Origin of the sequence: Winogradskyella algicola (assembly GCF_005869935.1) — a bacterium.
Lineage (GTDB): Bacteria > Bacteroidota > Bacteroidia > Flavobacteriales > Flavobacteriaceae > Winogradskyella > Winogradskyella algicola.
The window spans coordinates 137,729-159,661 of the sequence record NZ_SZQF01000005.1 but is presented as its reverse complement, the minus strand read 5'-3'; the positions used below and the strand labels follow the sequence as shown (position 1 = coordinate 159,661).

Annotated in this window: 20 protein-coding genes; 13 read left to right on the top strand and 7 right to left on the bottom strand. The window is 33.1% G+C overall.

All coding sequences use genetic code 11. The annotated features are described in order from the left end of the window. Positions 1-23: 23 nt before the first annotated feature. From FC091_RS09520 to porX, 7 genes are all read right to left on the bottom strand, one after another. Positions 24-1,403: a nucleotide sugar dehydrogenase gene (locus tag FC091_RS09520; RefSeq protein ID WP_138434043.1), complete on the bottom strand. Its 1,380-nt coding sequence runs from the start codon at positions 1,401-1,403 to the stop codon at positions 24-26. 161 nt (positions 1,404-1,564) lie between these two features. Beyond that, the gene (locus tag FC091_RS09515; protein ID WP_138434042.1) at positions 1,565-2,587 is read right to left on the bottom strand and encodes an NAD-dependent epimerase; all 1,023 of its coding nucleotides are present in this window, start codon (positions 2,585-2,587) and stop codon (positions 1,565-1,567) included. Between the two features lie 81 nt (positions 2,588-2,668). Continuing rightward, positions 2,669-3,046 carry a hypothetical protein gene (locus tag FC091_RS09510; protein ID WP_138434041.1) on the bottom strand — a complete coding sequence of 126 codons (378 nt, stop codon included), beginning with the start codon at positions 3,044-3,046 and terminating at the stop codon, positions 2,669-2,671. A 13-nt stretch (positions 3,047-3,059) separates the two neighbouring features. Further along, complete coding sequence (locus FC091_RS09505; protein WP_138434040.1) at positions 3,060-4,259, bottom strand: alanine dehydrogenase; 1,200 nt, start codon at positions 4,257-4,259, stop codon at positions 3,060-3,062. A gap of 110 nt (positions 4,260-4,369) precedes the next feature. Continuing rightward, positions 4,370-4,927 (bottom strand): hypothetical protein, encoded by a 558-nt coding sequence (locus tag FC091_RS09500; protein ID WP_138434039.1) that lies wholly within the window; start codon positions 4,925-4,927, stop codon positions 4,370-4,372. 241 nt (positions 4,928-5,168) lie between these two features. Beyond that, positions 5,169-5,633: a tRNA (adenosine(37)-N6)-threonylcarbamoyltransferase complex ATPase subunit type 1 TsaE gene (gene tsaE, locus FC091_RS09495; RefSeq protein WP_317128739.1), complete on the bottom strand. Its 465-nt coding sequence runs from the start codon at positions 5,631-5,633 to the stop codon at positions 5,169-5,171. 97 nt (positions 5,634-5,730) lie between these two features. Then, positions 5,731-7,284, bottom strand: coding sequence for a T9SS response regulator signal transducer PorX (gene porX, locus FC091_RS09490; protein ID WP_138434038.1), 1,554 nt, complete (start codon positions 7,282-7,284; stop codon positions 5,731-5,733). A gap of 33 nt (positions 7,285-7,317) precedes the next feature. Between porX and FC091_RS09485 the strand changes: the two genes are divergently transcribed. The 13 genes from FC091_RS09485 (at position 7,318) to hisC (ending at position 21,919) form a co-directional block, all read left to right on the top strand. Next, complete coding sequence (locus FC091_RS09485; RefSeq protein ID WP_138434037.1) at positions 7,318-8,547, top strand: HD domain-containing protein; 1,230 nt, start codon at positions 7,318-7,320, stop codon at positions 8,545-8,547. Between the two features lie 51 nt (positions 8,548-8,598). Next, positions 8,599-9,627: a UDP-3-O-(3-hydroxymyristoyl)glucosamine N-acyltransferase gene (gene lpxD / locus FC091_RS09480; protein ID WP_138434036.1), complete on the top strand. Its 1,029-nt coding sequence runs from the start codon at positions 8,599-8,601 to the stop codon at positions 9,625-9,627. Beyond that, a complete protein-coding gene (locus FC091_RS09475) occupies positions 9,614-11,020 on the top strand; it encodes a bifunctional UDP-3-O-[3-hydroxymyristoyl] N-acetylglucosamine deacetylase/3-hydroxyacyl-ACP dehydratase (RefSeq protein WP_138434035.1) in 1,407 nt (468 codons plus the stop codon). Before lpxD ends, FC091_RS09475 begins: the two co-directional genes overlap by 14 nt. Positions 11,021-11,113: 93 nt before the next feature. Beyond that, on the top strand, positions 11,114-11,899 hold the full coding sequence (gene lpxA, locus FC091_RS09470) for an acyl-ACP--UDP-N-acetylglucosamine O-acyltransferase (protein WP_138434034.1): 786 nt from the start codon (positions 11,114-11,116) through the stop codon (positions 11,897-11,899). A gap of 21 nt (positions 11,900-11,920) precedes the next feature. Further along, entirely contained in the window at positions 11,921-12,487 is a 567-nt protein-coding gene (gene efp, locus FC091_RS09465; protein ID WP_138434033.1) for an elongation factor P, read from the top strand. Between the two features lie 47 nt (positions 12,488-12,534). Continuing rightward, the gene (locus FC091_RS09460; RefSeq protein ID WP_138434032.1) at positions 12,535-13,470 is read left to right on the top strand and encodes a UDP-3-O-(3-hydroxymyristoyl)glucosamine N-acyltransferase; all 936 of its coding nucleotides are present in this window, start codon (positions 12,535-12,537) and stop codon (positions 13,468-13,470) included. Between the two features lie 97 nt (positions 13,471-13,567). Then, the gene (sucD, locus tag FC091_RS09455; protein WP_138434031.1) at positions 13,568-14,440 is read left to right on the top strand and encodes a succinate--CoA ligase subunit alpha; all 873 of its coding nucleotides are present in this window, start codon (positions 13,568-13,570) and stop codon (positions 14,438-14,440) included. 162 nt (positions 14,441-14,602) lie between these two features. Further along, entirely contained in the window at positions 14,603-15,349 is a 747-nt protein-coding gene (gene fabG / locus FC091_RS09450) for a 3-oxoacyl-[acyl-carrier-protein] reductase (protein ID WP_138434030.1), read from the top strand. A 31-nt stretch (positions 15,350-15,380) separates the two neighbouring features. Beyond that, positions 15,381-17,414, top strand: coding sequence for a VWA domain-containing protein (locus FC091_RS09445; RefSeq protein ID WP_138434029.1), 2,034 nt, complete (start codon positions 15,381-15,383; stop codon positions 17,412-17,414). Between the two features lie 10 nt (positions 17,415-17,424). Beyond that, entirely contained in the window at positions 17,425-18,240 is an 816-nt protein-coding gene (locus FC091_RS09440; RefSeq protein WP_138434028.1) for a prohibitin family protein, read from the top strand. A gap of 251 nt (positions 18,241-18,491) precedes the next feature. Beyond that, on the top strand, positions 18,492-19,349 hold the full coding sequence (hisG, locus tag FC091_RS09435; protein WP_138434027.1) for an ATP phosphoribosyltransferase: 858 nt from the start codon (positions 18,492-18,494) through the stop codon (positions 19,347-19,349). A 130-nt stretch (positions 19,350-19,479) separates the two neighbouring features. Next, positions 19,480-20,760: a histidinol dehydrogenase gene (hisD, locus tag FC091_RS09430; protein WP_138434026.1), complete on the top strand. Its 1,281-nt coding sequence runs from the start codon at positions 19,480-19,482 to the stop codon at positions 20,758-20,760. 109 nt (positions 20,761-20,869) lie between these two features. Beyond that, complete coding sequence (gene hisC / locus FC091_RS09425) at positions 20,870-21,919, top strand: histidinol-phosphate transaminase (RefSeq protein WP_138434025.1); 1,050 nt, start codon at positions 20,870-20,872, stop codon at positions 21,917-21,919. Positions 21,920-21,933 lie beyond the last annotated feature (14 nt).

The window sequence follows — 21,933 nt, the reverse complement described above, 5'->3', positions numbered from 1 at the left end:
TTCAGCATCGGATTTCTTTTTTATTACTTTCCAATAGACGAATATTCAAACCCAATTTCAGCCATTTCTTCTGGATTTAAGATGTTTCTGCCATCAAAAATAAAAGCTGGTTTTTTCATAAGGTCAAAAATCTTTTTCCAATCGTAGCTTTTAAATTCGTCCCATTCCGTCATTATGGCGATTGCATGTGCATCTTTAACAGCCTCATAAGGGTCTTCAAAAGTTTCTACTAATGTTTTGTTTTCTTCTTCTGAACGTGTTTGTAAATAGTTTAAATCTGCATAAACTTTTTTACTTGGTACTTTTGGGTCATAAACTGCAATATTAGCTTGCTCACTTAATAAATGATCAGCTACATAGATTGCTGCAGATTCTCTTGTGTCGTTTGTATCTTTCTTAAATGCCCAACCAAGCATAGCAATTTTTTTACCAGATACTGTATTATATAATGTGCTTATTAAGTTATCAGAGAATCTTCTTTTTTGATGATCGTTTAGTATAATTACTTGTTCCCAATAGTCAGCAACTTCATTTAATCCATAACTTCTTGCTATATATACTAAATTTAATATGTCTTTTTGAAAGCATGATCCACCAAAACCAATTGAAGCATTTAAGAATTTAGAACCAATTCTAGAGTCCATTCCAATAGCCCTAGCAACTTCGCTTACATCTGCTTCAGTTCTTTCACAAAGTTCTGAAATAGCATTAATTGAAGAGATACGTTGCGCTAAAAATGCATTAGCAGTTAATTTAGATAATTCTGAAGACCAAACATTAGTTCTTAGAATTTGATCTTGAGGTACCCAACTACCGTAAATATTAGCTAAAGCCTCTATTGCATCTTCAGATTCACCACCAATTAAAACACGATCTGGATTTAATAAATCTTGAATAGCTGTACCCTCTGCTAAGAATTCAGGATTAGATAAAATGTCAAACTTTACGCTACTTCCTGTATTGTGTAGGATACTCTTAATGGCCTGAGCTGTTCTAACAGGAAGTGTAGATTTTTCTACTACTATCTTATCCGTTTTAGCTACATCTGCAATGTTTCTGGCGCATAACTCTACGTATTTTAAATCAGCGGCCATGCCTTTTCCTTTACCATACGTTTTGGTTGGAGTGTTAACTGAAATAAAAATCATTTCAGATTCATCGATGGCTTTATCTATTTCTGTAGAGAAGTGTAGGTTTTTCCCTCTGGTTTCGGCAACTATTTCAGCTAATCCAGGTTCATATATTGGTAATTTTGAAACATCTTCGTCATTCCATGCAGCTATTCGTTCTGCATTAATGTCTACGATGGTAACTTGTATATTTGGATTCATTTTAGCAATTACGGCCATAGTAGGTCCACCTACATATCCAGCTCCAATACAGCAAATTTTTGAAATTTTCATTTTTAAATTTATGTGTTTGACTCGGGTTAATTTATTTAGCGTCACAAAAGTGTGAGAATTATTTAATTATCTACAAATTAATATATCAACGACTGGTTTTTACGATAAACTCCGTTTAATTAAAATGGAAGTGTATATCATATTGTTTTTGGATCGTTATATTATTTGTTGTAATATGATTTATACCAATTTACAAAAGACTTAACCCCTTCTTTTATAGAGGTGTTAGGTCTGTAATCATAATCTTTGATAAGTTGGTTAACATCTGCCCAGGTTTTTTCTACATCACCTGGTTGTATTGGCATCATATTCTTATCAGCTTCTTTACCTAGATTAGATTCTATTTCTTTTATGAAATCTAATAGTTTTACTGAATCATTATTGCCAATATTGTAAACTTTATACAAAGCCTTGTTATCAATACGTTCTTGTGCTGGTTTTTCACAAATGCGAACAACACCTTCAACAATATCGTCAATATAGGTAAAATCACGCTCCATTTTTCCATGGTTAAATACCTTAATAGGTCTATCGTTTACAATTGCATCTGTAAATAAGAACATTGCCATATCTGGTCTTCCCCAAGGACCATAAACAGTAAAAAATCTCAAACCAGTGGTAGGAATATTAAATAAATGACTGTATGTGTGAGCCATTAATTCGTTACTCTTCTTTGTGGCAGCATACAAACTTATCGGGTGATCAACATTATCGTCTGTTGAAAATGGTATTTTTTCGTTTAATCCATAAACACTAGAACTACTTGCATATACTAAATGCTTAATGTCATTGTGTCTACAACACTCAAGAATATTCAAAAAACCAACTAGGTTAGAGTCTATATAAGTTTCCGGGTTCTCAAGGCTATATCTAACACCAGCTTGTGCAGCTAGGTTACACACCACATCAAATTTTTCTTGTTCAAAAAGTTTTGGTAATGCTTCTCGATCTTCAAGATTCATTCTTACAAACGAAAATTTATCATTTGTACTTTTACATAAATTATTGAAATTTTCAGCGTCACTTTTGTTAATTCCTAATTCTCCTAATCTTGAAAATTTCAGATTAACATCATAATAGTCATTTATGTTGTCTAGGCCTACAACTTCATGTCCTTTTTCTAATAGTACTTTTGATGTAAAAAAGCCAATGAATCCTGCAGCACCAGTTACAAGTATTTTCATTTTTTTGGTAGATTTAAGTTAAGAATCCAAATATTAGAATTATATATTTAGATTATATATTTATACTATGAAACTATAATTTTATTCGTTAATGTAACTCATAACTAATATTTTAGCTATGGAATCACAATTTTCAATACTAAGCGCAATGTCTTTGTCTTTGTATATATTATCTATATGGTAGATCTTACAAGAATCTAGTTTAGTATTACTCTTAGAAAAATCCACATTTCCATATTTAATAAGGTTTATAACTGTTGATGAGTCTATGGAATGATCAGTTACAAAATTTGAAACCTCAATTGAGTATTGAATCGTTTTAGAACTTATATTTTTTGTTGTTCTTGCGTTAGGTCCATAATCACAAGACGCGTCTTTACCATTAAGAAAGAACATTAATATTATAAGACCTATAGTAAAACCTCCTAGATAATATGCTAGGCGCTGAGTAAATTTCATGTAATAGGGTAAATTAAAAAATTAACAGGTTGGCATCATTATAATCTAATCCGAACCATTCTGCAACAGATCTGTTGGTTAAAATACCATGGTAAAAATACAACCCATTTTTTAATCCTCTATCAAAACGCAAAGCATTTTCTAGTCCACCGTGTTCACCAATTTGAAGTAGGTAAGGGGTGAAAATATTACTTATAGAGACAGAAGCAGTTCTTGAATATCTAGCAGGTATATTAGGTACACAATAGTGTATTACACCATTGTGCTCAAACGTAGGATGATCGTGTGTTGTAACTTCACTGGTTTCAAAACAACCTCCCATATCAATACTTACATCTATAACCACTGAGCCAGGTTTCATATGCTCTACCATTATCTCTGTAACCACAACAGGCGAACGATTAGTGCCTCTAACAGCACCAATAGCAACATCGCATCGTTTTAATGCTTTTAGTAAATTCTTTGGCTGCATAGTAGATGTGTAGACAGATCTACCTAGATTGTTTTGTAAGCAACGTAATTTGGTTATTGAACTGTCAAAAATTTTGACATTTGCACCTAGTCCAATAGCAGAACGTGCGGCAAATTCACCAACAGTACCAGCACCAAGTATAAGAACCTCAGTTGGTGGTACACCATTGATGTTTCCCATCATTAATCCGTTACCACCGTTAACGTTAGACAATAACTCTGAGGCGATAAGTATTGACGCAGTACCTGCAATTTCACTAAGAGAACGCACAGCAGGATAGGCTCCATCTTCGTCTTTTATATATTCAAATGCTAGTGCTGTGATTCGTTTTTTGGCCAAGGCTTCAAAGTAAGCTTTACTTTGAGTTTTTATTTGTAATGCAGAAATTAATATGGTCTGTGGATTAATCAGCGCAATTTCATCTAATGATGGCGGTTCAACTTTTAAAACCATAGGACAGGAGTATACTTTTGCTGTATCTTTGGTAACTTCCGCACCAGCTTCACTGTAATCCTTGTCTTTAAAATTGGCGCCTTCACCAGCACCAGACTCAAATAAAACGCGATGTCCATTCGCTGTTAATGCAGAAACTGCATCTGGTGTAAGACAAACACGACTTTCTTGAAAATGTGTTTCTTTAGGAATACCAATAAATAGTTCTCCTTTTTGTTTAAAAACTTCTAAAGTTTCTTCCTGTGGTAATAATTGGGCCTTTGTAAATGGTGATAAAGATCTACTCATTAAGTTAGTAATTGACTTAGTTGTTGCAAGATAATAAAAACACAATCTTGCATTACTAATTTATCTAACTTTTAAAATATAAATTAAATTTTAATGAATTAAAGTAATAGCTAAAAATACTGCTTCACCTTGCCCCAAAATGTCTTTGGCTTAATCATGAACTCTTCTTCGAGCTCCTCCATAGTTTTATCGTGGTCATTAACCTTATTAAACATTTTTGCTCTTATTAGATAAATTGAAGGAAACACTATTGCCATTATTGGTAGTAGGTAAACAATATGAGATGATTCGTCCATTGGCTCTGTATCAGATTTAATCGCACTTGCAATTTGAAATGAAAACATAACAATAGGAACTAAAAGTGCATGATACCACCAATGTTTACAAGTGAAAAACCAAATGAGTGTTAATATTAACGGTATTATTTTCATCATTAAAACCCACATTGCAACGTTTGCACTTTCATAAAGTTTGCTATTATATACACCAAAGATGGTGTCCCATTCTTTTGTGTCGGGAACATACTCATGCATATAAAAAACAAAAGGAGTACCAGCTACTAAAGTAGCTATGATACTCCCAATTAAAATCTTACGATTATAAGCTCTTTTATCCGTGCCTAGGTTTCTTGATTTTACTTTTGTCGACTTGTGTTGTAGCTTGTCCATCTAGATCAATAATGTTAGTTGCTTGAACAGTGAATAACATTCCTCCGAAGATAGCAATTGCTAATACTAGTTTTTTAGCTTTCATAATTTAAGGGATTTTAATTAATTAATTACTACAAACTTATGGTGGTTGTCACCCTTGTGAAAATCAATTGATGTTAAAATCCAAGAAATTATGAGTTTTTAATTACGGTTTTTCCGTAACTCCATAACTCTTTCAGAAAAATGTTAGTTGAAATTTTTAAAATTTCGGTTCTGTCATAGCGTTATTTTCGGTTAAAAGTTTTTTATTTATAGTTAATTTGAGGGATCTTGTGTTGTTATCTATCTTAGTAATAGCAATTGTTTGTGTGTTTTCTGGCAATAATTCTTCTATACGGTCTGGCCACTCAATAAATAACCAGTTATCACTGTATAGGTAATCTTCTATTCCAAAATTATAGGCTTCTTCAATAGACTCTATTCTATAGAAATCAAAGTGGAATATTTTATCATTTTCCAATTTATATTCGTTAACTATAGAAAATGTTGGACTCGTAGCAACATCATCACTTTTCATAGCTTTTAACAAAGCATTGATTAATGTTGTCTTGCCTGCACCCATTTTACCATCAAACAAAATGACTTTAGAGGTTAAATGTTTCAATACATCTAAAGCTATATTGTCAATGTCATTTAAATGATACGTTAACTCAATATTATGCACACTTACGTTTTACCAATTAGCTACAATGTTAGTAATAAAATATTGAAAAACCTAGAAAAAAGTGTATTTCGTCGGATTTATTTGCTTTTAAAAGATTTTATTTAGGGTCTAAAACCACAAATGGAATTATCATTTCCTCTAAAGAAACTCCACCATGCTGATAGGTATTTCTGTAATAACTTACGTAGTGATTGTAATTGTTTGGGTAGGCCAAAAACAAGTCACCTTTTGCAAAAATAAAAGAGCTACTCATAGTTAAAGCTGGCAAATGAACGGATTTAGGGTCTTTAACAGCAAGTACATCTTTGTCTTGGTAAGTAAGGCTACGACCTGTTTTATATCTAAGATTAAGACTTGTATCTCTATCGCCAATAACTTTGGATGGTGCTTTTACATTAATAGTACCATGGTCTGTGGTTAAAATTAATTTAAAACCTAGTTGCTGCGATAGTTGAATCATTTCCAATAATGGTGAGTTTTTAAACCAACTCTGTGTTAAAGATCTGTACGCTTTATCATTGGAAGCTAATTCCTTTACCACTTCCATTTCAGTTTTAGAGTGGGAGAGCATATCAACAAAATTGTATACAATAACACTCAAATCATTGTTCTTTAAACTCCTGAAGTTTTCTACCAGTTTTTTACCAGATTTTAAGTTTGTGATTTTGTGGTATTCGTATTTAATATTGCTAAGCCCTAGTCGTTTTAATTGCTCTCTCAAAAAATCATCTTCATGTAGATTTTTACCACCTTCATCAGTATCGTTTTTCCAGTATTTAGGATAAAGTTTCTCCATATCAGCAGGCATTAAACCAGAGAATATGGCATTTCTCGCATACTGTGTGGCTGTTGGGAGAATACTGTAAAATGATAATTCAGAAGCTTTTTTATAGTAGTTATTTACTATAGGTTCAAAAGCTTTCCATTGATCGTACCGTAAGTTATCTATCACCACCATAATTGTAGGTTGCTTATCACTTAACACTGGCACAACCTTTTCTCTAAATAGCGTATGAGACATTACAGGAGCATCAGCATTGGGTTGAAACCAATCTTCATAGTTCTTTTCAATAAACTTTCCGAATTGTAAATTTGCCTCCGTCTTTTGAGATTCAAGAATATCAGTCATGCCAACATCTTCAATGTCTTCGAGTTGCAACTCCCAATAAATCAGTTTTTGATACAAATCAGCCCATTCTTCATAAGAGTTTACCATAGATAGATCCATAGCTATTTTTCTAAACTCTTGCTGATAATTTGACGTTGTTTTTTCAGACACTAAGCGCGAATGATCTAAATTCTTTTTTAAGCTTAATAGAATTTGATTTGGATTAACAGGCTTTATAAGATAATCCGCTATTTTACTCCCAATAGCTTCTTCCATAATGTATTCTTCTTCACTTTTAGTAATCATAACTACAGGAAGATTAGGACGACGCTCTTTAATTTCGTTTAGAGTCTCTAGACCAGTAAGTCCTGGCATGTTTTCGTCTAAAAAAACAATATCAAAATTAGTATCATTAATAATCTCTAAAGCTTCTGTACCACTTTGACAAGTTGTTACCTTATATTGTTTTTGCTCTAAAAAGAGAATATGTGGCTTTAATAAGTCGATTTCGTCGTCTACCCAGAGAATATTTATGTTGTTCATGTATATTTGTTTTCTAATTAATGAATATTCAGTTTGAAGTCTAATAATAAACTCAAAATATTTAACGATCCAATTTACGGATTTATTACGATTCCTAATTCGTTAATTTTTGATCTTATTCAGCATAAATACTTTCAAAGATTACGTCGTATTACACAAATGGGTTTGTCTTATTTGGTTTATCCAGGTGCACATCATACTCGTTTTCATCATGCTTTAGGAAGTATGCATTTAATGCAAAAGGCTATAAATGTACTACGTTTTAAGGGAGTTACAATTTCTGAAGCCGAAGAAAACAGCTTGCTCATAGCTATTTTATTGCATGATATTGGTCATGGTCCATTCTCTCACGCAATGGAACATAGCATTGTAAACGATATATCCCACGAGGAAATCTCGCTGCAATTTATGGAAAAACTCAATGAAGAGTTTAACGGAAGTTTAACGTTAGCTATTTCAATTTTTAAAGGTGAATATCCTCGAAAATTTATGTGCCAGCTTATATCTAGTCAGTTAGATATGGATCGAGCAGATTATCTAAAACGGGATAGTTTTTACACAGGAGTCGCCGAAGGAAACATAAATAGTGAGCGATTAATTACGATGCTTAATGTGGTTGATGATGAATTGGTTGTTGAAGAAAAAGGGATTTATAGTGTAGAAAAGTTTTTAGTAGCAAGACGTTTTATGTATTGGCAAGTTTATTTGCACAAAACTGGGATTGTTGCAGAGCAGTTACTAACTAGAATTTTGAAAAGAGCCAAAGAGTTAGTTCAACATGGTAAGGAATTAGATTGTAGTGAACCATTGAACCACTTTTTAACTTCTGAAGTTACCTATAAGAGCTTTGATAATAATACTTTGGCAATATTTGCAAAGCTTGACGATTATGATATTGTTGCAGCTATGAAGTTATGGAGAAATCATAAAGATTTTGTCCTTGGTAATTTATGCCAAATGATTCTTGATAGAGATTTATTAAAAATTAAAATAAAGAATAAACCAGTAAAGATTTCAGACTTGCTAATGCATAATAAAGCATTGATAAATAAATATGGTATTTCAAAAGAAGAAGCAGACTACTTTGTTTTTAGCGGTGAAATCACCAATTTGGCTTATCAGAGTAAAAAACAGCATATTAATATTCAATTAAAGTCTGGTAAAATAAAAGATATTGTAAAAGCTTCTGACCAACTTAACCTAAAAGCACTCAGTAAACCAGTCACCAAATATTATATGTGTTACCCTAAAAAGAAAATGTGATACATTTTTTCTATTTTTGCGGAAACCAACAATCATTTTAAAGTCAATTAATTGAAGTTTACAGCAGAACAAATCGCAGGTATTTTAGAAGGTACAGTCGTTGGTGATCCAAATATTGAAGTTTCTAAACTTGCTAAAATAGAAGAAGGAACAAAAGGATCGTTAACGTTTTTAGCGAACCCAAAATATAAATCCTATATATATACAACAAAGTCATCGATAACTATTGTTAATTCTGATTTTGAACCAGAAGAAGCATTGAGTACAACACTCATTAAGGTAGAAGATGCATATGGTGCATTTACAAAACTCTTAGAATACTATAACCAAATAAAGCTGAATAAATTAGGAATAGAACAACCAAGTTTTATATCAGATTCAGCTAAGATGGGAGAGAATATATATATAGGCGCATTTACATACATTGGTGACAATGTAAAAATAGGAAATAACGTAAAGATATTTCCTAATTCCTATTTAGGTGATAATGTAGTGATTGGAGATAACACTATAGTGTTTTCCGGAGCAAAAATTTATTCCGATTGTGTGATTGGAAATAATTGTGTCATTAATTCTGGTGCAATTATAGGCGCAGATGGATTTGGTTTTGCACCCAACGAAAAGGGTGAATACTCAAAAGTACCTCAAATCGGTAATGTTATACTTGAAGATTTCGTAGATATTGGTGCAGGTACAACGATAGATAGAGCTACTTTAGGTTCTACGATTATAAGAAGAGGTGTAAAGTTAGATAATCAAATACAAATTGCGCATAACGTAGAGATTGGTAAGAATACCGTCATTGCTGCGCAAACAGGTGTTGCAGGCTCAACGAAGATTGGTGAAAACTGTCAGATTGGTGGGCAAGTAGGTATTGTTGGTCATATTACTATTGGTAACAATGTTAAAATTCAAGCGCAATCTGGAATAGGAAGACATGTCAAGGATAATGAAGTGTTGCAAGGATCTCCTGCGTTAACCTATGGCGATTACAACAAGTCTTATGTGTACTTTAAAAACCTGCCCAAGATTGTTAAAAATATAAATGAAATTGAAAAGAAAGTAGATGGCAATAATTAAAACAGAAATAAAACAAAAGACCATTGAAAAAGAAGTTAAACTTGAAGGAGTTGGACTTCATACAGGTGCGGATGTAACTTTAATTTTTAAACCAGGTGCTGAAAATTCTGGTTTTTTATTCGAGCGTGTTGACCTCGAAGGGAACCCAAAAATTGAAGCAGATGCAAATTATGTAACAAATACACAGCGTGGTACATGTTTAGAAAAAAATGGGGTTACAATTCAGACATGTGAGCATGTATTGGCTGCTTTGGTTGGTTTGGATATAGATAATGCAGTTATTGAATTAAATGCATCAGAACCACCAATAATGGATGGCTCTTCTAAATTTTTTGTTGAAGCTTTAGAAAAAGCAGGTATTGTTGAGCAAGAAGCATTTAGAGAAGAATACGTCATAAAAGAAGTTGTTTCTTATGCTGATGAATCTACTGGAAGTGAGATTATTCTTATGCCTTCAAGTTCTTATAAAGTAACTACAATGGTAGATTTTGGTACTAAGGTATTGGGTACTCAAAACGCAACCATGAATGCTGTATCAGAGTTTAAAGATGAAATTGCAGATGCCAGAACATTTAGTTTCTTACATGAACTAGAAATGTTGTTAGAGCATGGTTTAATAAAGGGTGGTGACTTAAATAACGCAATTGTTTATGTGGATAAGGAATTGTCAGAAGAAACTATGAACAAGCTGCGCAAAGCCTTTAAGAAAGATAATATAGCCGTAAAACCAAACGGAATCTTAGACAATTTAACGTTGCATCATCCTAACGAGGCTGCTCGTCACAAACTGCTAGATGTAGTCGGAGATTTAGCTTTAATAGGTACTCGTATTAGAGGGAAAGTAATTGCAAATAAGCCTGGGCATTTTGTAAATACACAGTTTGCAAAGAAGATGTCTAAGATTATAAAAAACGAAAGACGTAACAACGTACCACAAATAGATTTGAATTCTGCACCATTAATGGATGTAAATCAAATCATGAATATGTTACCACATAGACAACCTTTCTTATTATTAGATAAGGTTTATGAGCTTACAGAAAACCATGTTATTGGTATGAAAAATGTTACCATGAATGAGGAATTCTTCAAAGGACATTTTCCGGGAGCACCAGTAATGCCTGGTGTATTAATTGTAGAAGCTATGGCGCAGACAGGTGGAATTCTAGTACTAAGTACAGTGCCAGACCCAGAAAACTACTTAACATTTTTCATGAAAATGGACAATGTAAAGTTTAAACAAAAAGTAGTGCCAGGTGACACATTAATTTTTAAGTGTGAACTTATAACGCCTATTAGACGTGGTATTTGTCACATGCAAGGTTATGCATATACCAATGGTAAATTATGTGCGGAGGCAGAACTCATGGCCCAAATTTCAAAAGTAAAGTAAAATGAACCGAGCGAATATTAATTTTCAAATCGTTCATAATATGTTGATAGGCGAACACATTTTCACCTATTTATCAAAAATAAAATTCCGAAAATGAATCAACCTTTAGCATACGTACATCCTGGTGCAAAAATTGCCAAGAATGTAGTTATAGAACCATTTACAACAATTCATAATAATGTAAAAATTGGAGAAGGTACATGGATTGGTAGTAACGTTACCATCATGGAAGGAGCAAGAATTGGTAAGAATTGCAATATTTTTCCAGGTGCAGTTATTTCTGCAATTCCACAAGATTTAAAATACAATGACGAAGATACTACTGTAGAAATTGGTGATAATGTTACTATAAGAGAGTGTGTTACCATAAATCGTGGTACTTCAGACAAAATGAAAACTGTCATAGGTAATAATTGTCTAATAATGGCTTATAGTCACATTGCTCACGATTGTATTGTTGGCAATTACTGTATTTTTTCAAATAACACAACACTTGCAGGTCATGTTACTATTGGTGATAATGTAGTGTTAGCAGGTATGGTGGCTGTTCATCAGTTTGCTTCAGTTGGTAATCATGCTTTTGTTACAGGTGGTTCTTTAGTAAGGAAAGATGTACCACCATACGTTAAAGCTGCTCGCGAGCCTTTATCTTATGTAGGTATTAATTCTGTTGGGTTAAGAAGAAGAGGTTTTACTACTGAGAAAATTAGAGAAATTCAGGATATTTACAGAATCTTGTATCAGAAAAATTATAATAACACACAAGCTTCAGAAATTATTGAAGCCGAAATGGAAGCCACACCAGAGCGTGATGAAATTCTTCAATTCATCAAGAATTCTCACAGAGGTATTATGAAAGGCTACTTTAAATCAAATTAATAAAAGAAATAAAATAATATAATGGCAAGTACATCAGATATTCGTAACGGGTTATGCATTAGATATAATCACGATATTTATAAAATTATTGAATTTTTACACGTTAAACCTGGTAAAGGTCCTGCGTTTGTTAGAACTAAGCTTAAAAGTGTTACAACAGGTAAAGTAATAGATAATACCTTTTCTGCAGGTCACAAAATTGACGATGTAAGGGTAGAAACGCATAAGTTTCAATATTTATATAATGATGGTGAATATTATCATTTTATGAACGAAGCAGACTATTCTCAAATTCAATTAACCGAAGGAGCTCTCGATAGACCTGACTTAATGAAAGAAGGTGAGATTGTAACTATTCAAATTAATTCTGAGGATAACATGCCGCTTTCAGTAGATATGCCATCAAGTGTTATTTTAGAAGTAACCCATACTGAGCCTGGTGTTAAAGGTAATACTGCAACAAATGCAACTAAGCCAGCTACAGTAGAAACAGGCGCTACTGTTAACGTTCCTTTATTTATTAATGAAGGTGATAAAATTAAGATAGAAACTGAGAAGGGTACGTATAAAGAACGTATTAAAGAATAATTGTCATTCCTGCTTAGGCGGGAATCTCACATTCAAAATCATAGAGTTTGAAATTTCCTAGACAATTTTCATTAAAAGAAATAGCCAACCTAATAGGTGCAGAATACGTTGGCTCTGATGATTTTCCTGTTTTAGGCATGAATGAAATTCATGTTGTAGAACCTGGAGACATAGTTTTTGTAGATCATCCTAAATATTATGACAAAGCATTGCAGTCTGCTGCAACCATTGTATTAATCAATAAGGAGGTTGAATGTCCGGAAGGTAAAGCGCTTTTAATTTCAGATGATCCGTTTAGAGATTTTAATAAGCTCACACTTCATTTCAAACCATTCAAATCTTCTAATATATCTATTGCTGAAGATGCAACAATTGCCGAAGGAACAATTATACAGCCAAACTGTTTTATAGGTCACAATGTAACTATTGGTAAGAATTGTGTTATCCATTCTAATGTTAGTATCTATGACGATGCAGTTATTGGTGATAATGTTATTATACATGCTAATACAGTTTTGGGTGCAAGCGCATTTTATTACAAAAAGAGACCCGAAGGATTTGATCAGTTAATTTCTGGAGGTAGAGTTGTCATAGAAAACAACGTAGATATAGGTGCTGGATGTACCATTGATAAAGGAGTAACTGGAGATACAACCATAAAAGAAGGTACTAAAATAGATAATCAGGTTCAGATTGGCCATGATACTGTAATTGGTAAAAAATGTTTGATTGCTTCTCACGTAGGTATTGCTGGTTGTACTGTTGTAGAAGACGAAGTTACAATTTGGGGACAAGTCGGTATTACTAGTGGAGTAACTATAGGTACCAAGGCTGTCATTTCGGCAAAAGCAGGTGTAAGTAAGTCTTTAGAAGGTCATAAAAGCTATTTTGGTATTCCAGCTGATGACTTTAGATCAAAGTATAAAGAGATTGCATCTATTAAAAAAATTCCTGAAATTCTTCAAAAATTAAAAGATTTATAATTCCCTATAGAAAAAATAAAAAGGGTTCGTAAATACGTTTCAAAAGACTTATTTTTGTGCAACTAAAATTATAAAAACTTAAAAATAACAATATCAAATGAGCGTTTTAGTAAATAAAGATTCTAACATCATTGTTCAAGGTTTTACAGGAAGCGAAGGTACATTTCATGCTGGTCAAATGATTGAGTATGGTACAAATGTAGTAGGAGGTGTTACTCCAGGAAAAGGAGGACAAGAACACTTAGGAAAACCAGTTTTTAATACAGTTGCAGAAGCTGTTGAAAAAGTAGGTGCTGATACAACCATTATTTTTGTACCACCTGCGTTTGCTGCAGATGCAATTATGGAAGCCGCAGATGCTGGAATAAAGGTTATTATTACGATTACAGAGGGTATTCCTGTTGCTGATATGGTAAAAGCAGCAGACTACATAAAAGATAAGGATTGTAGATTAGTAGGCCCAAACTGTCCAGGCGTTATTACTCCTGGCGAAGCTAAAGTTGGTATTATGCCAGGTTTTGTTTTTAAGTCTGGTAAAGTAGGTATCGTTTCAAAATCAGGTACATTAACTTACGAAGCTGCAGATCAAGTTGTAAAACAAGGTTTAGGAATTACTACTGCAATTGGTATTGGTGGAGATCCAATTATTGGGACAACAACTAAAGAAGCTGTTGAGCTTTTAATTAACGATCCAGATACAGAAGCCGTTGTTATGATTGGTGAGATAGGTGGTCAGTTAGAAGCTGATGCTGCTAATTGGTACAAGGCAAGTGGAAGTAAAAAACCTATTGTTGGATTTATAGCTGGTGAAACTGCGCCTGCAGGTCGTACGATGGGTCACGCTGGTGCCATTGTAGGTGGAAGTGATGATACTGCACAAGCAAAAAAGAAAATTATGAGAGAATGTGGCATTCACGTTGTAGATTCTCCAGCTGAAATAGGGAAGAAAGTAGCTGAAGTATTAGGATAATTAATTTAAGAATATTGTCATTCTGAACTTGATTCAGAATCTACATAAACTGTTAAAAACCTTACAAAATGTTGTGAGGTTTTTTTATTTGATGCAATTTGTAATTAGTATATTTGAAAGACATCAAACTAAACAAACATAACTAAACCAACAATATTTAATATGAAATTATTAGAAGGTAAAACAGCTATTATTACTGGCGCCAGTAGAGGTATTGGTAAAGGTATTGCTGAAATATTCGCTGATCATGGTGCTAATGTAGCATTCACCTATAGTTCTTCTGTTGAAGCTGCTAATGAACTAGAAAAAGAGCTTAACGGTAAAGGAGTAAAAGTAAAAGGTTATCAAAGTAACGCTGCAAGTTTTGATGAAGCGCAAAAACTAGCAGAAGATGTTTTGGCGGAATTTGGCTCAATAGATATATTGGTAAACAATGCAGGTATTACAAAGGATAATTTACTTATGCGAATGGGAGAAGAAGACTTTGATAAAGTTATTGAAGTAAATTTAAAGTCTGTATTTAATATGACCAAGGCTGTTCAACGTACTATGCTTAAGCAGCGAAAAGGCTCAATTATTAATATGAGTTCTGTAGTTGGTGTTAAAGGTAACGCAGGACAAACCAATTATGCAGCTTCTAAAGCAGGTATCATTGGATTTTCTAAATCTGTAGCATTAGAGTTAGGTTCGAGAAATATTAGGAGTAATGTGATTGCTCCAGGATTTATCGAAACCGAAATGACTGCAAAATTAGATGAAGACACTGTTAAAGGTTGGAGAGCTGCAATTCCGTTAAAACGGGGAGGAACTCCTGATGATATTGCAAATGCTTGTGTTTTTCTTGCAAGCGATATGAGTGCTTATATAACAGGACAAACTTTAAATGTAGATGGTGGAATGTTAACATAATAAAATTCCTGCGTAGGCAGGAATCTCATTAATGAATACTGAAACAATTTTATATATAATCCTTGCACTAACAACAGCGCTTTTATTAGCGCTGTTTCAATATGTATTTAAGTCAAAGCTTAATACTACACTCAAAATCATTTTAACAGCATTAAGAACAGCGTCAATTTTTGGCATATTTCTATTACTTATAAACCCAAAATTTGAAACTAATACCTACTACGATCAAAAGCCAACACTTGTAATCGCTGCTGATAACTCAGAATCTATAGCATATTTAGAACAGGATGAGAAGCTACAAGAAGTTTTAAAAAAGCTTCAAACTAATCCTGAAATTCAAAAGAGATTTAATATCGAGACATACAGCTTTAGTAAAGCATTGCAGCCTATAGATTCCTTGCAGTTTATCAATCAACGATCTAATATTTCCAATGCCTTAAAGCAAATAGGTGAGGTCTATTCCAATCAAGTGGCACCAATAGTTCTTCTTAGTGACGGCAATCAAACTTATGGCACAGATTATAGTTTTGTTTCAAATTTAGTGAAGCAGCCTATTTATCCAGTAATATTAGGCGATTCAACAATATATACAGATTTAAGTATTAAGCAACTTAATGTTAATCGCTATGTGTTTTTAAAAAATAGATTTCCTGTAGAAATCATAACTAATTACAATGGATTGGAATCTGTAAACACTGAGCTTAAAATTTGGTCTGGTAGTACAGTCATATTCAGAAAACCCATACAATTCGATGCGGAAAAAACTTCAGAAATCATTTCAACAACTTTATCTGCAAACTCAGTTGGAGTAAAAACATACAGAGTAGAGTTGACACCTCTGAATCAAGAAAAAAACATGGTAAATAATTCTAAAAACTTTGGCGTTGAAGTTATCGATCAAAAAACTAATATAGCTTTAGTTTCTGATATTTTACATCCAGATTTAGGTGCTTTAAAAAAATCTATTGAAAGTAATGAACAACGAAGTGTTTCGATTTTAAAACCTAATGAGTATCTTGACAGGATTAATGATTTTCAATTAGTTATACTTTATCAACCAAATGATAGCTTTAATGAGGTTTTAAGTAGGGTTTCAGATGAAAATTTAAATAGTTTTATCATTACTGGCAATACAACAAACTTTAGTTTGCTTAATAATTTACAACAGGCTTTTAAGCAAACAATAACAAATCAGTCTGAAGATTTTCAGCCAGAATTAAACAGGAATTACAACACATTTATAATAGATAATTTAAGTTTTGAAGATTACCCACCATTGCAATCAGAATTCGGAACTATAGAGTTTTCTGTGCCTAATGACGTTATTTTATCAAAATCTGTAAATGGCATAGACACTGATCAACCAATGTTATCAACTTTTGAAATCGGTAACACAAAGCACGCTCTATTATCTGGTGAAGGTATATGGCGATGGAGAGCGCAATCTTTTTTAGAGTCTGAAAGTTTCAATGATTTCGATAATTTTATAGGTAAATTAGTGCAATATCTAAGTTCTAATAAAAAGAGAAGTCGACTCAATATTGATTATAAATCCTTTTATAATGGGAATGATGATGTTATAATTTCGGCACAATACTTCAATAAAAATTACGAATTTGATAGTACTGCTGCATTAACATTAGTCTTAAAGAACAGAGATGATGACGGCATTAGAGAAGTTCCACTATTGCTAAATAACGGAAACTACAGTGTTGATTTAAGTGGAATATCTGCTGGTTCCTACAATTTTACAATTAAGCATAATACCGAAGCTGTTGCAGCTTCTGGCAGCTTTGAAATTTTAGAGTATAATGTTGAGCAGCAATTTTTAAATGCAGACGCAGAAAAACTTAAAGCTTTAGCTAATAACAGCCAGGGCACAGCTGTGTTTAGTACTGAAACAGATAAATTAATATCAAATTTAGTTGAAGATTCAAGATATGTTATCATTCAAAAAAGCACTAAAAATGTCGTATCTTTGATAGACTGGAAATATCTACTTGGTTTAATTGCAATTTCGCTATTTATCGAGTGGTTTATTAGAAAATATAATGGATTAATTTAAAAAATTGAAAATGGAAAGATTACCAAAAATTGGATTACCAATCTTAGTAGGAATAGTTTTTTTAATCGTTGTTATCGCTAAGTCTGCTGTGACTATCGGTTCTGGTGAAGCAGGAGTTTTGTATAAAACGTTTGGCGGTGGAGTTGTTACAGATGAACCGCCTCTAGGTGAAGGGTTTCATATCGTTGCACCATGGAATAAAGTTTACATTTATGAGGTGAGGCGTCAAGAGATTTTTGAAAAAATGAAGGTTTTGTCCTCAAACGGATTAGATATTCAATTAGATGCTTCAGCCTGGTATAAACCAGACGTAAAAAGCTTAGGTAAATTACACCAAGAAATTGGTGATGATTATTTACAGCGTATCATCCTGCCAACAATTCGATCTGCCGCGCGTAGTGTAGTCGGTCGTTACACACCTGAGCAATTATATTCTAGTAAGCGTGATGCAATTCAACGTGAAATTTTTGAAGAGACTAAGAAGATTGTGGATGATCAATACATTGTTTTAGATGAGATTTTGGTACGCGATGTAACACTACCGCCAACTATAAAACAAGCCATTGAGCGAAAATTAAAACAAGAACAAGAATCTTTGGAGTACGAGTTTAGACTGGTGACAGCACAAAAAGAAGCAGAACGCCAGATTATTGAAGCAGAAGGTAAAGCTGAAGCTAATAAAATTTTGAGTGCATCTTTAACTGATAAGATTTTACAAGATAAGGGTATAGAAGCAACCAATAAATTAGCAGAATCACCTAATAGTAAAGTAGTTATTATCGGTTCAGGCGATAGCGGAATGCCTATAATTTTAGGTAACCAATAATTAATGTTTTATTAAAAATTAAAATTTATTTGGAATTGTAAATATTAATTTACAATCTTTGTTGAGAACAAATTAAGACATGACTTTTATTCAATTACATCACCATCATTTTCATACTTGCACTCAAGCGAGCTGAAAATGCATTGAATAAAATCAAGATATTTTTAAAACCGTTTGAGTAAATCAAGCGGTTTTTTTATTTATAAAAACTTCACCAAGATTTACTCAAACACTTTAAACAAAAAAGAAAAATGAGTAAACTAAAAATTGCAATTCAAAAATCAGGACGATTAAACGAGGATTCCATGAAAATCCTTAAAGACGTTGGTATTTCTATCGATAATGGCAAAGATCAACTCAAAGCATCGGCTAAAAACTTTCCTCTAGAAGTATTTTATTTGCGAAACGGAGACATTCCGCAGTATTTAAAAGATGGTGTTGTAGACGTAGCTATTATTGGAGAAAATGTTTTAGTAGAAAAGGGACAAGACATCTTTATTGCAGAGAAATTAGGTTTTTCTAGCTGTAAAGTGTCTGTAGCGATTCCAAAAGGGAAAAACTACAATTCTATTAAAGATTTAGAAGGAAAACGTATTGCAACTTCGTATCCAAACACAGTCAACCAATTCTTAAAAGACAACAACGTTAACGCGAATTTGCATATCATTAACGGTTCTGTTGAAATTGCGCCAAACATTGGATTAGCAGATGCTATTGTAGATATTGTTTCCAGCGGAAGCACCTTATTTAAAAACAATCTTAAAGAAGTTGAAGTTATTTTAAAATCGGAAGCTATTTTGGCAGTTTCGCCTCAAATTTCTTCTGAAAATCAAGCGATTTTAAATAAGCTGCAGTTTAGATTGCAATCGGTTTTAAAAGCTAGAAATTCACGTTATGTCTTACTTAACGCGCCAAACAATAAAGTAGACGATATTATAAATATTTTACCTGGAATGAAAAGTCCAACCGTTTTACCACTAGCCGAAGAAGGCTGGAGTTCACTACACTCGGTAATCAACAAAAATGATTTCTGGGAAATTATAGACGAACTTAAAGCAAAAGGAGCAGAAGGCATATTAGTTTGTCCGATTGAAAATATGGTGCTCTAAATTCCTGCGCAGGCAGGAATTTAAAAATACAATTATATGTCAGACTGAGCTTGTCGAAGTCTTTTATTCAGAAGCAAAAACTAAATAACACAACAACATAAAAAGATTCCCACCTTCGTGGGAAATGAATATGAAAACAATAAAATACCCAAATAAAAACACTAGGTCAGAACTTTTAAAGCGACCAACACAAACCGTTAACGATATAGAAAATACGGTCAATCGAATTTTTGAAGATGTAAAACGCAACGGTGATGTTGCAATAAAAAAGTATACTAACTTATTTGATGGCGCAGATTTACAATCTAGTCTCGTGACTGCGCAAGAAATTGAAGAGGCATCTTCTAAATTATCATTAGAATTAAAATCTGCGATTAACCAAGCAAAATCAAATATCGAAACGTTTCACAAAGCACAAAAAACAGATAAAGTAAGCGTTGAGACATCTGCTGGAATCACCTGTTGGCAAGAAAAACGTGCCATACAAAAAGTTGGAATTTATATTCCTGCTGGTACTGCGCCATTATTTTCAACAGTTTTAATGTTAGCAATTCCAGCAAATATTGCTGGTTGTAAAGAGATTGTATTGTGCTCACCACCAAATAAAGATGGGAAAATTGCTAACGAAATTTTATATGCAGCTCAACTTTGTGGTGTGACTAAAATTGTAAAAGTTGGTGGCATTCAAGCGATTGCAGGATTAACATTTGGAACAGAAACTATTCCGCAAGTTTATAAGATTTTTGGTCCAGGAAACCAATTTGTAACTGTTGCAAAACAATTGGCTACTAAATATGGTGTCGCTATCGATATGCCTGCAGGACCAAGTGAATTGTTGGTTGTGGCAGACGATAGTGCAAACGCAAGTTATGTGGCTTCAGATTTATTAAGTCAAGCAGAACACGGAACTGATAGTCAAGTAATTTTAGTATCAACATCCGAAAATTTCATTAATGAAGTTGAAACTGAAATTAACACGCAAATCATGGCGTTACCAAGACAAGATATTGCACAACAAACGATCAAAAATTCAAAATCTATTTTAGTAAAAACGGATGAAGAAGCATTAGATTTAATAAATGATTATGGACCAGAACACTTTATTGTAGCGACTAAAAACAACGATTTTTATGTTGATGGCATTCAAAATGCAGGTTCGGTATTTATTGGTAATTACACACCTGAAAGTGCTGGCGATTATGCGTCTGGTACTAATCACACCTTACCAACCAATGGATTTAGTAAAGCATATTCTGGTGTTAATTTAGATAGTTTCACAAAAGCGATTACGTTTCAAAACATCTCAAAAGAAGGTTTAAAAAACATTGGTAACACCATAGAACTAATGGCAGAAGCCGAAGGTTTGCAAGCGCACAAAAACGCAGTTTCAATTAGATTAAAAGATATATAGCAAACGTCACATCGAGTGATTTCGAAGAATGAGAAATTGTATCGAGATGTTAAAGTTCTCGATACGATTTTCAAAAGAAAATCACTCGAACTGACTAAAATCAAATTAAATGAAAACAACTTTCAACATAAATAACTTGGTCAGACTAAACATCGCTGCTTTAAAACCGTATTCTTCGGCGAGAGATGAGTTTAAAGACGCAACATCTAACCAAATGATTTTCTTAGATGCTAATGAAAATCCGTTTGAAAATGGTGTAAATCGTTATCCTGATCCACAACAAAAGGATGTAAAATCGATGTTGTCAAGCATAAAAAACATTCCAACCGAAAATATCCTGTTAGGTAACGGAAGTGATGAAGTGTTAGACTTAATTTTTAGAGCGTTTTGCGAGCCAAATCAAGATAATATCATCACATTACCACCAACTTACGGTATGTACGATGTATTAGCAAACACTAATGCTATCGACGTTTTAACAGTTGAATTAGGTGCTGATTTTCAACCAAAAGTAGACGACATTCTAAACACTCAAAACAATAATACAAAACTATTATTTTTATGTTCGCCAAATAATCCAACAGCGAATAGTTTTGCAGCATCAAAAATTGAAAAATTATTAACTAATTTCAATGGAATAGTAGTGATTGATGAAGCGTATATCGATTTTTCAGAAGACGAAAGTTGGATATCGAGATTATCAGATTTTCCAAATCTGATAGTTACACAAACGTTGTCTAAAGCTTACGGAATGGCAGGAATCAGACTTGGGATTTGCTACGCTTCAACCGAAATTATTTCAATTTTAAATAAAATAAAACCACCATATAACATCAATCAACTAACCCAGCAAAAGGCGATCCAACGTTTAGAAAAGCAACAAGAGGTTCAAAACGAAATTCAGAATATAATTTCAGAAAGAAGCTTGTTAATTAAAGCCTTAAGGGCGATTACTTGGATTGATACTATATATCCAACACAAGCCAATTTTGTGTTATTAAAGGTAGATAATGCGACTAATCGATACAATCAGTTAATAGAAAAAGGCATCGTTGTTCGTAACCGAACTAATCAGCCACTTTGTAACAACTGTTTACGTTTTACGGTTGGTACTAGTGATGAAAATGAGAAATTGATTGCAGTATTAAATAATATATAAACGTCACATCGAGT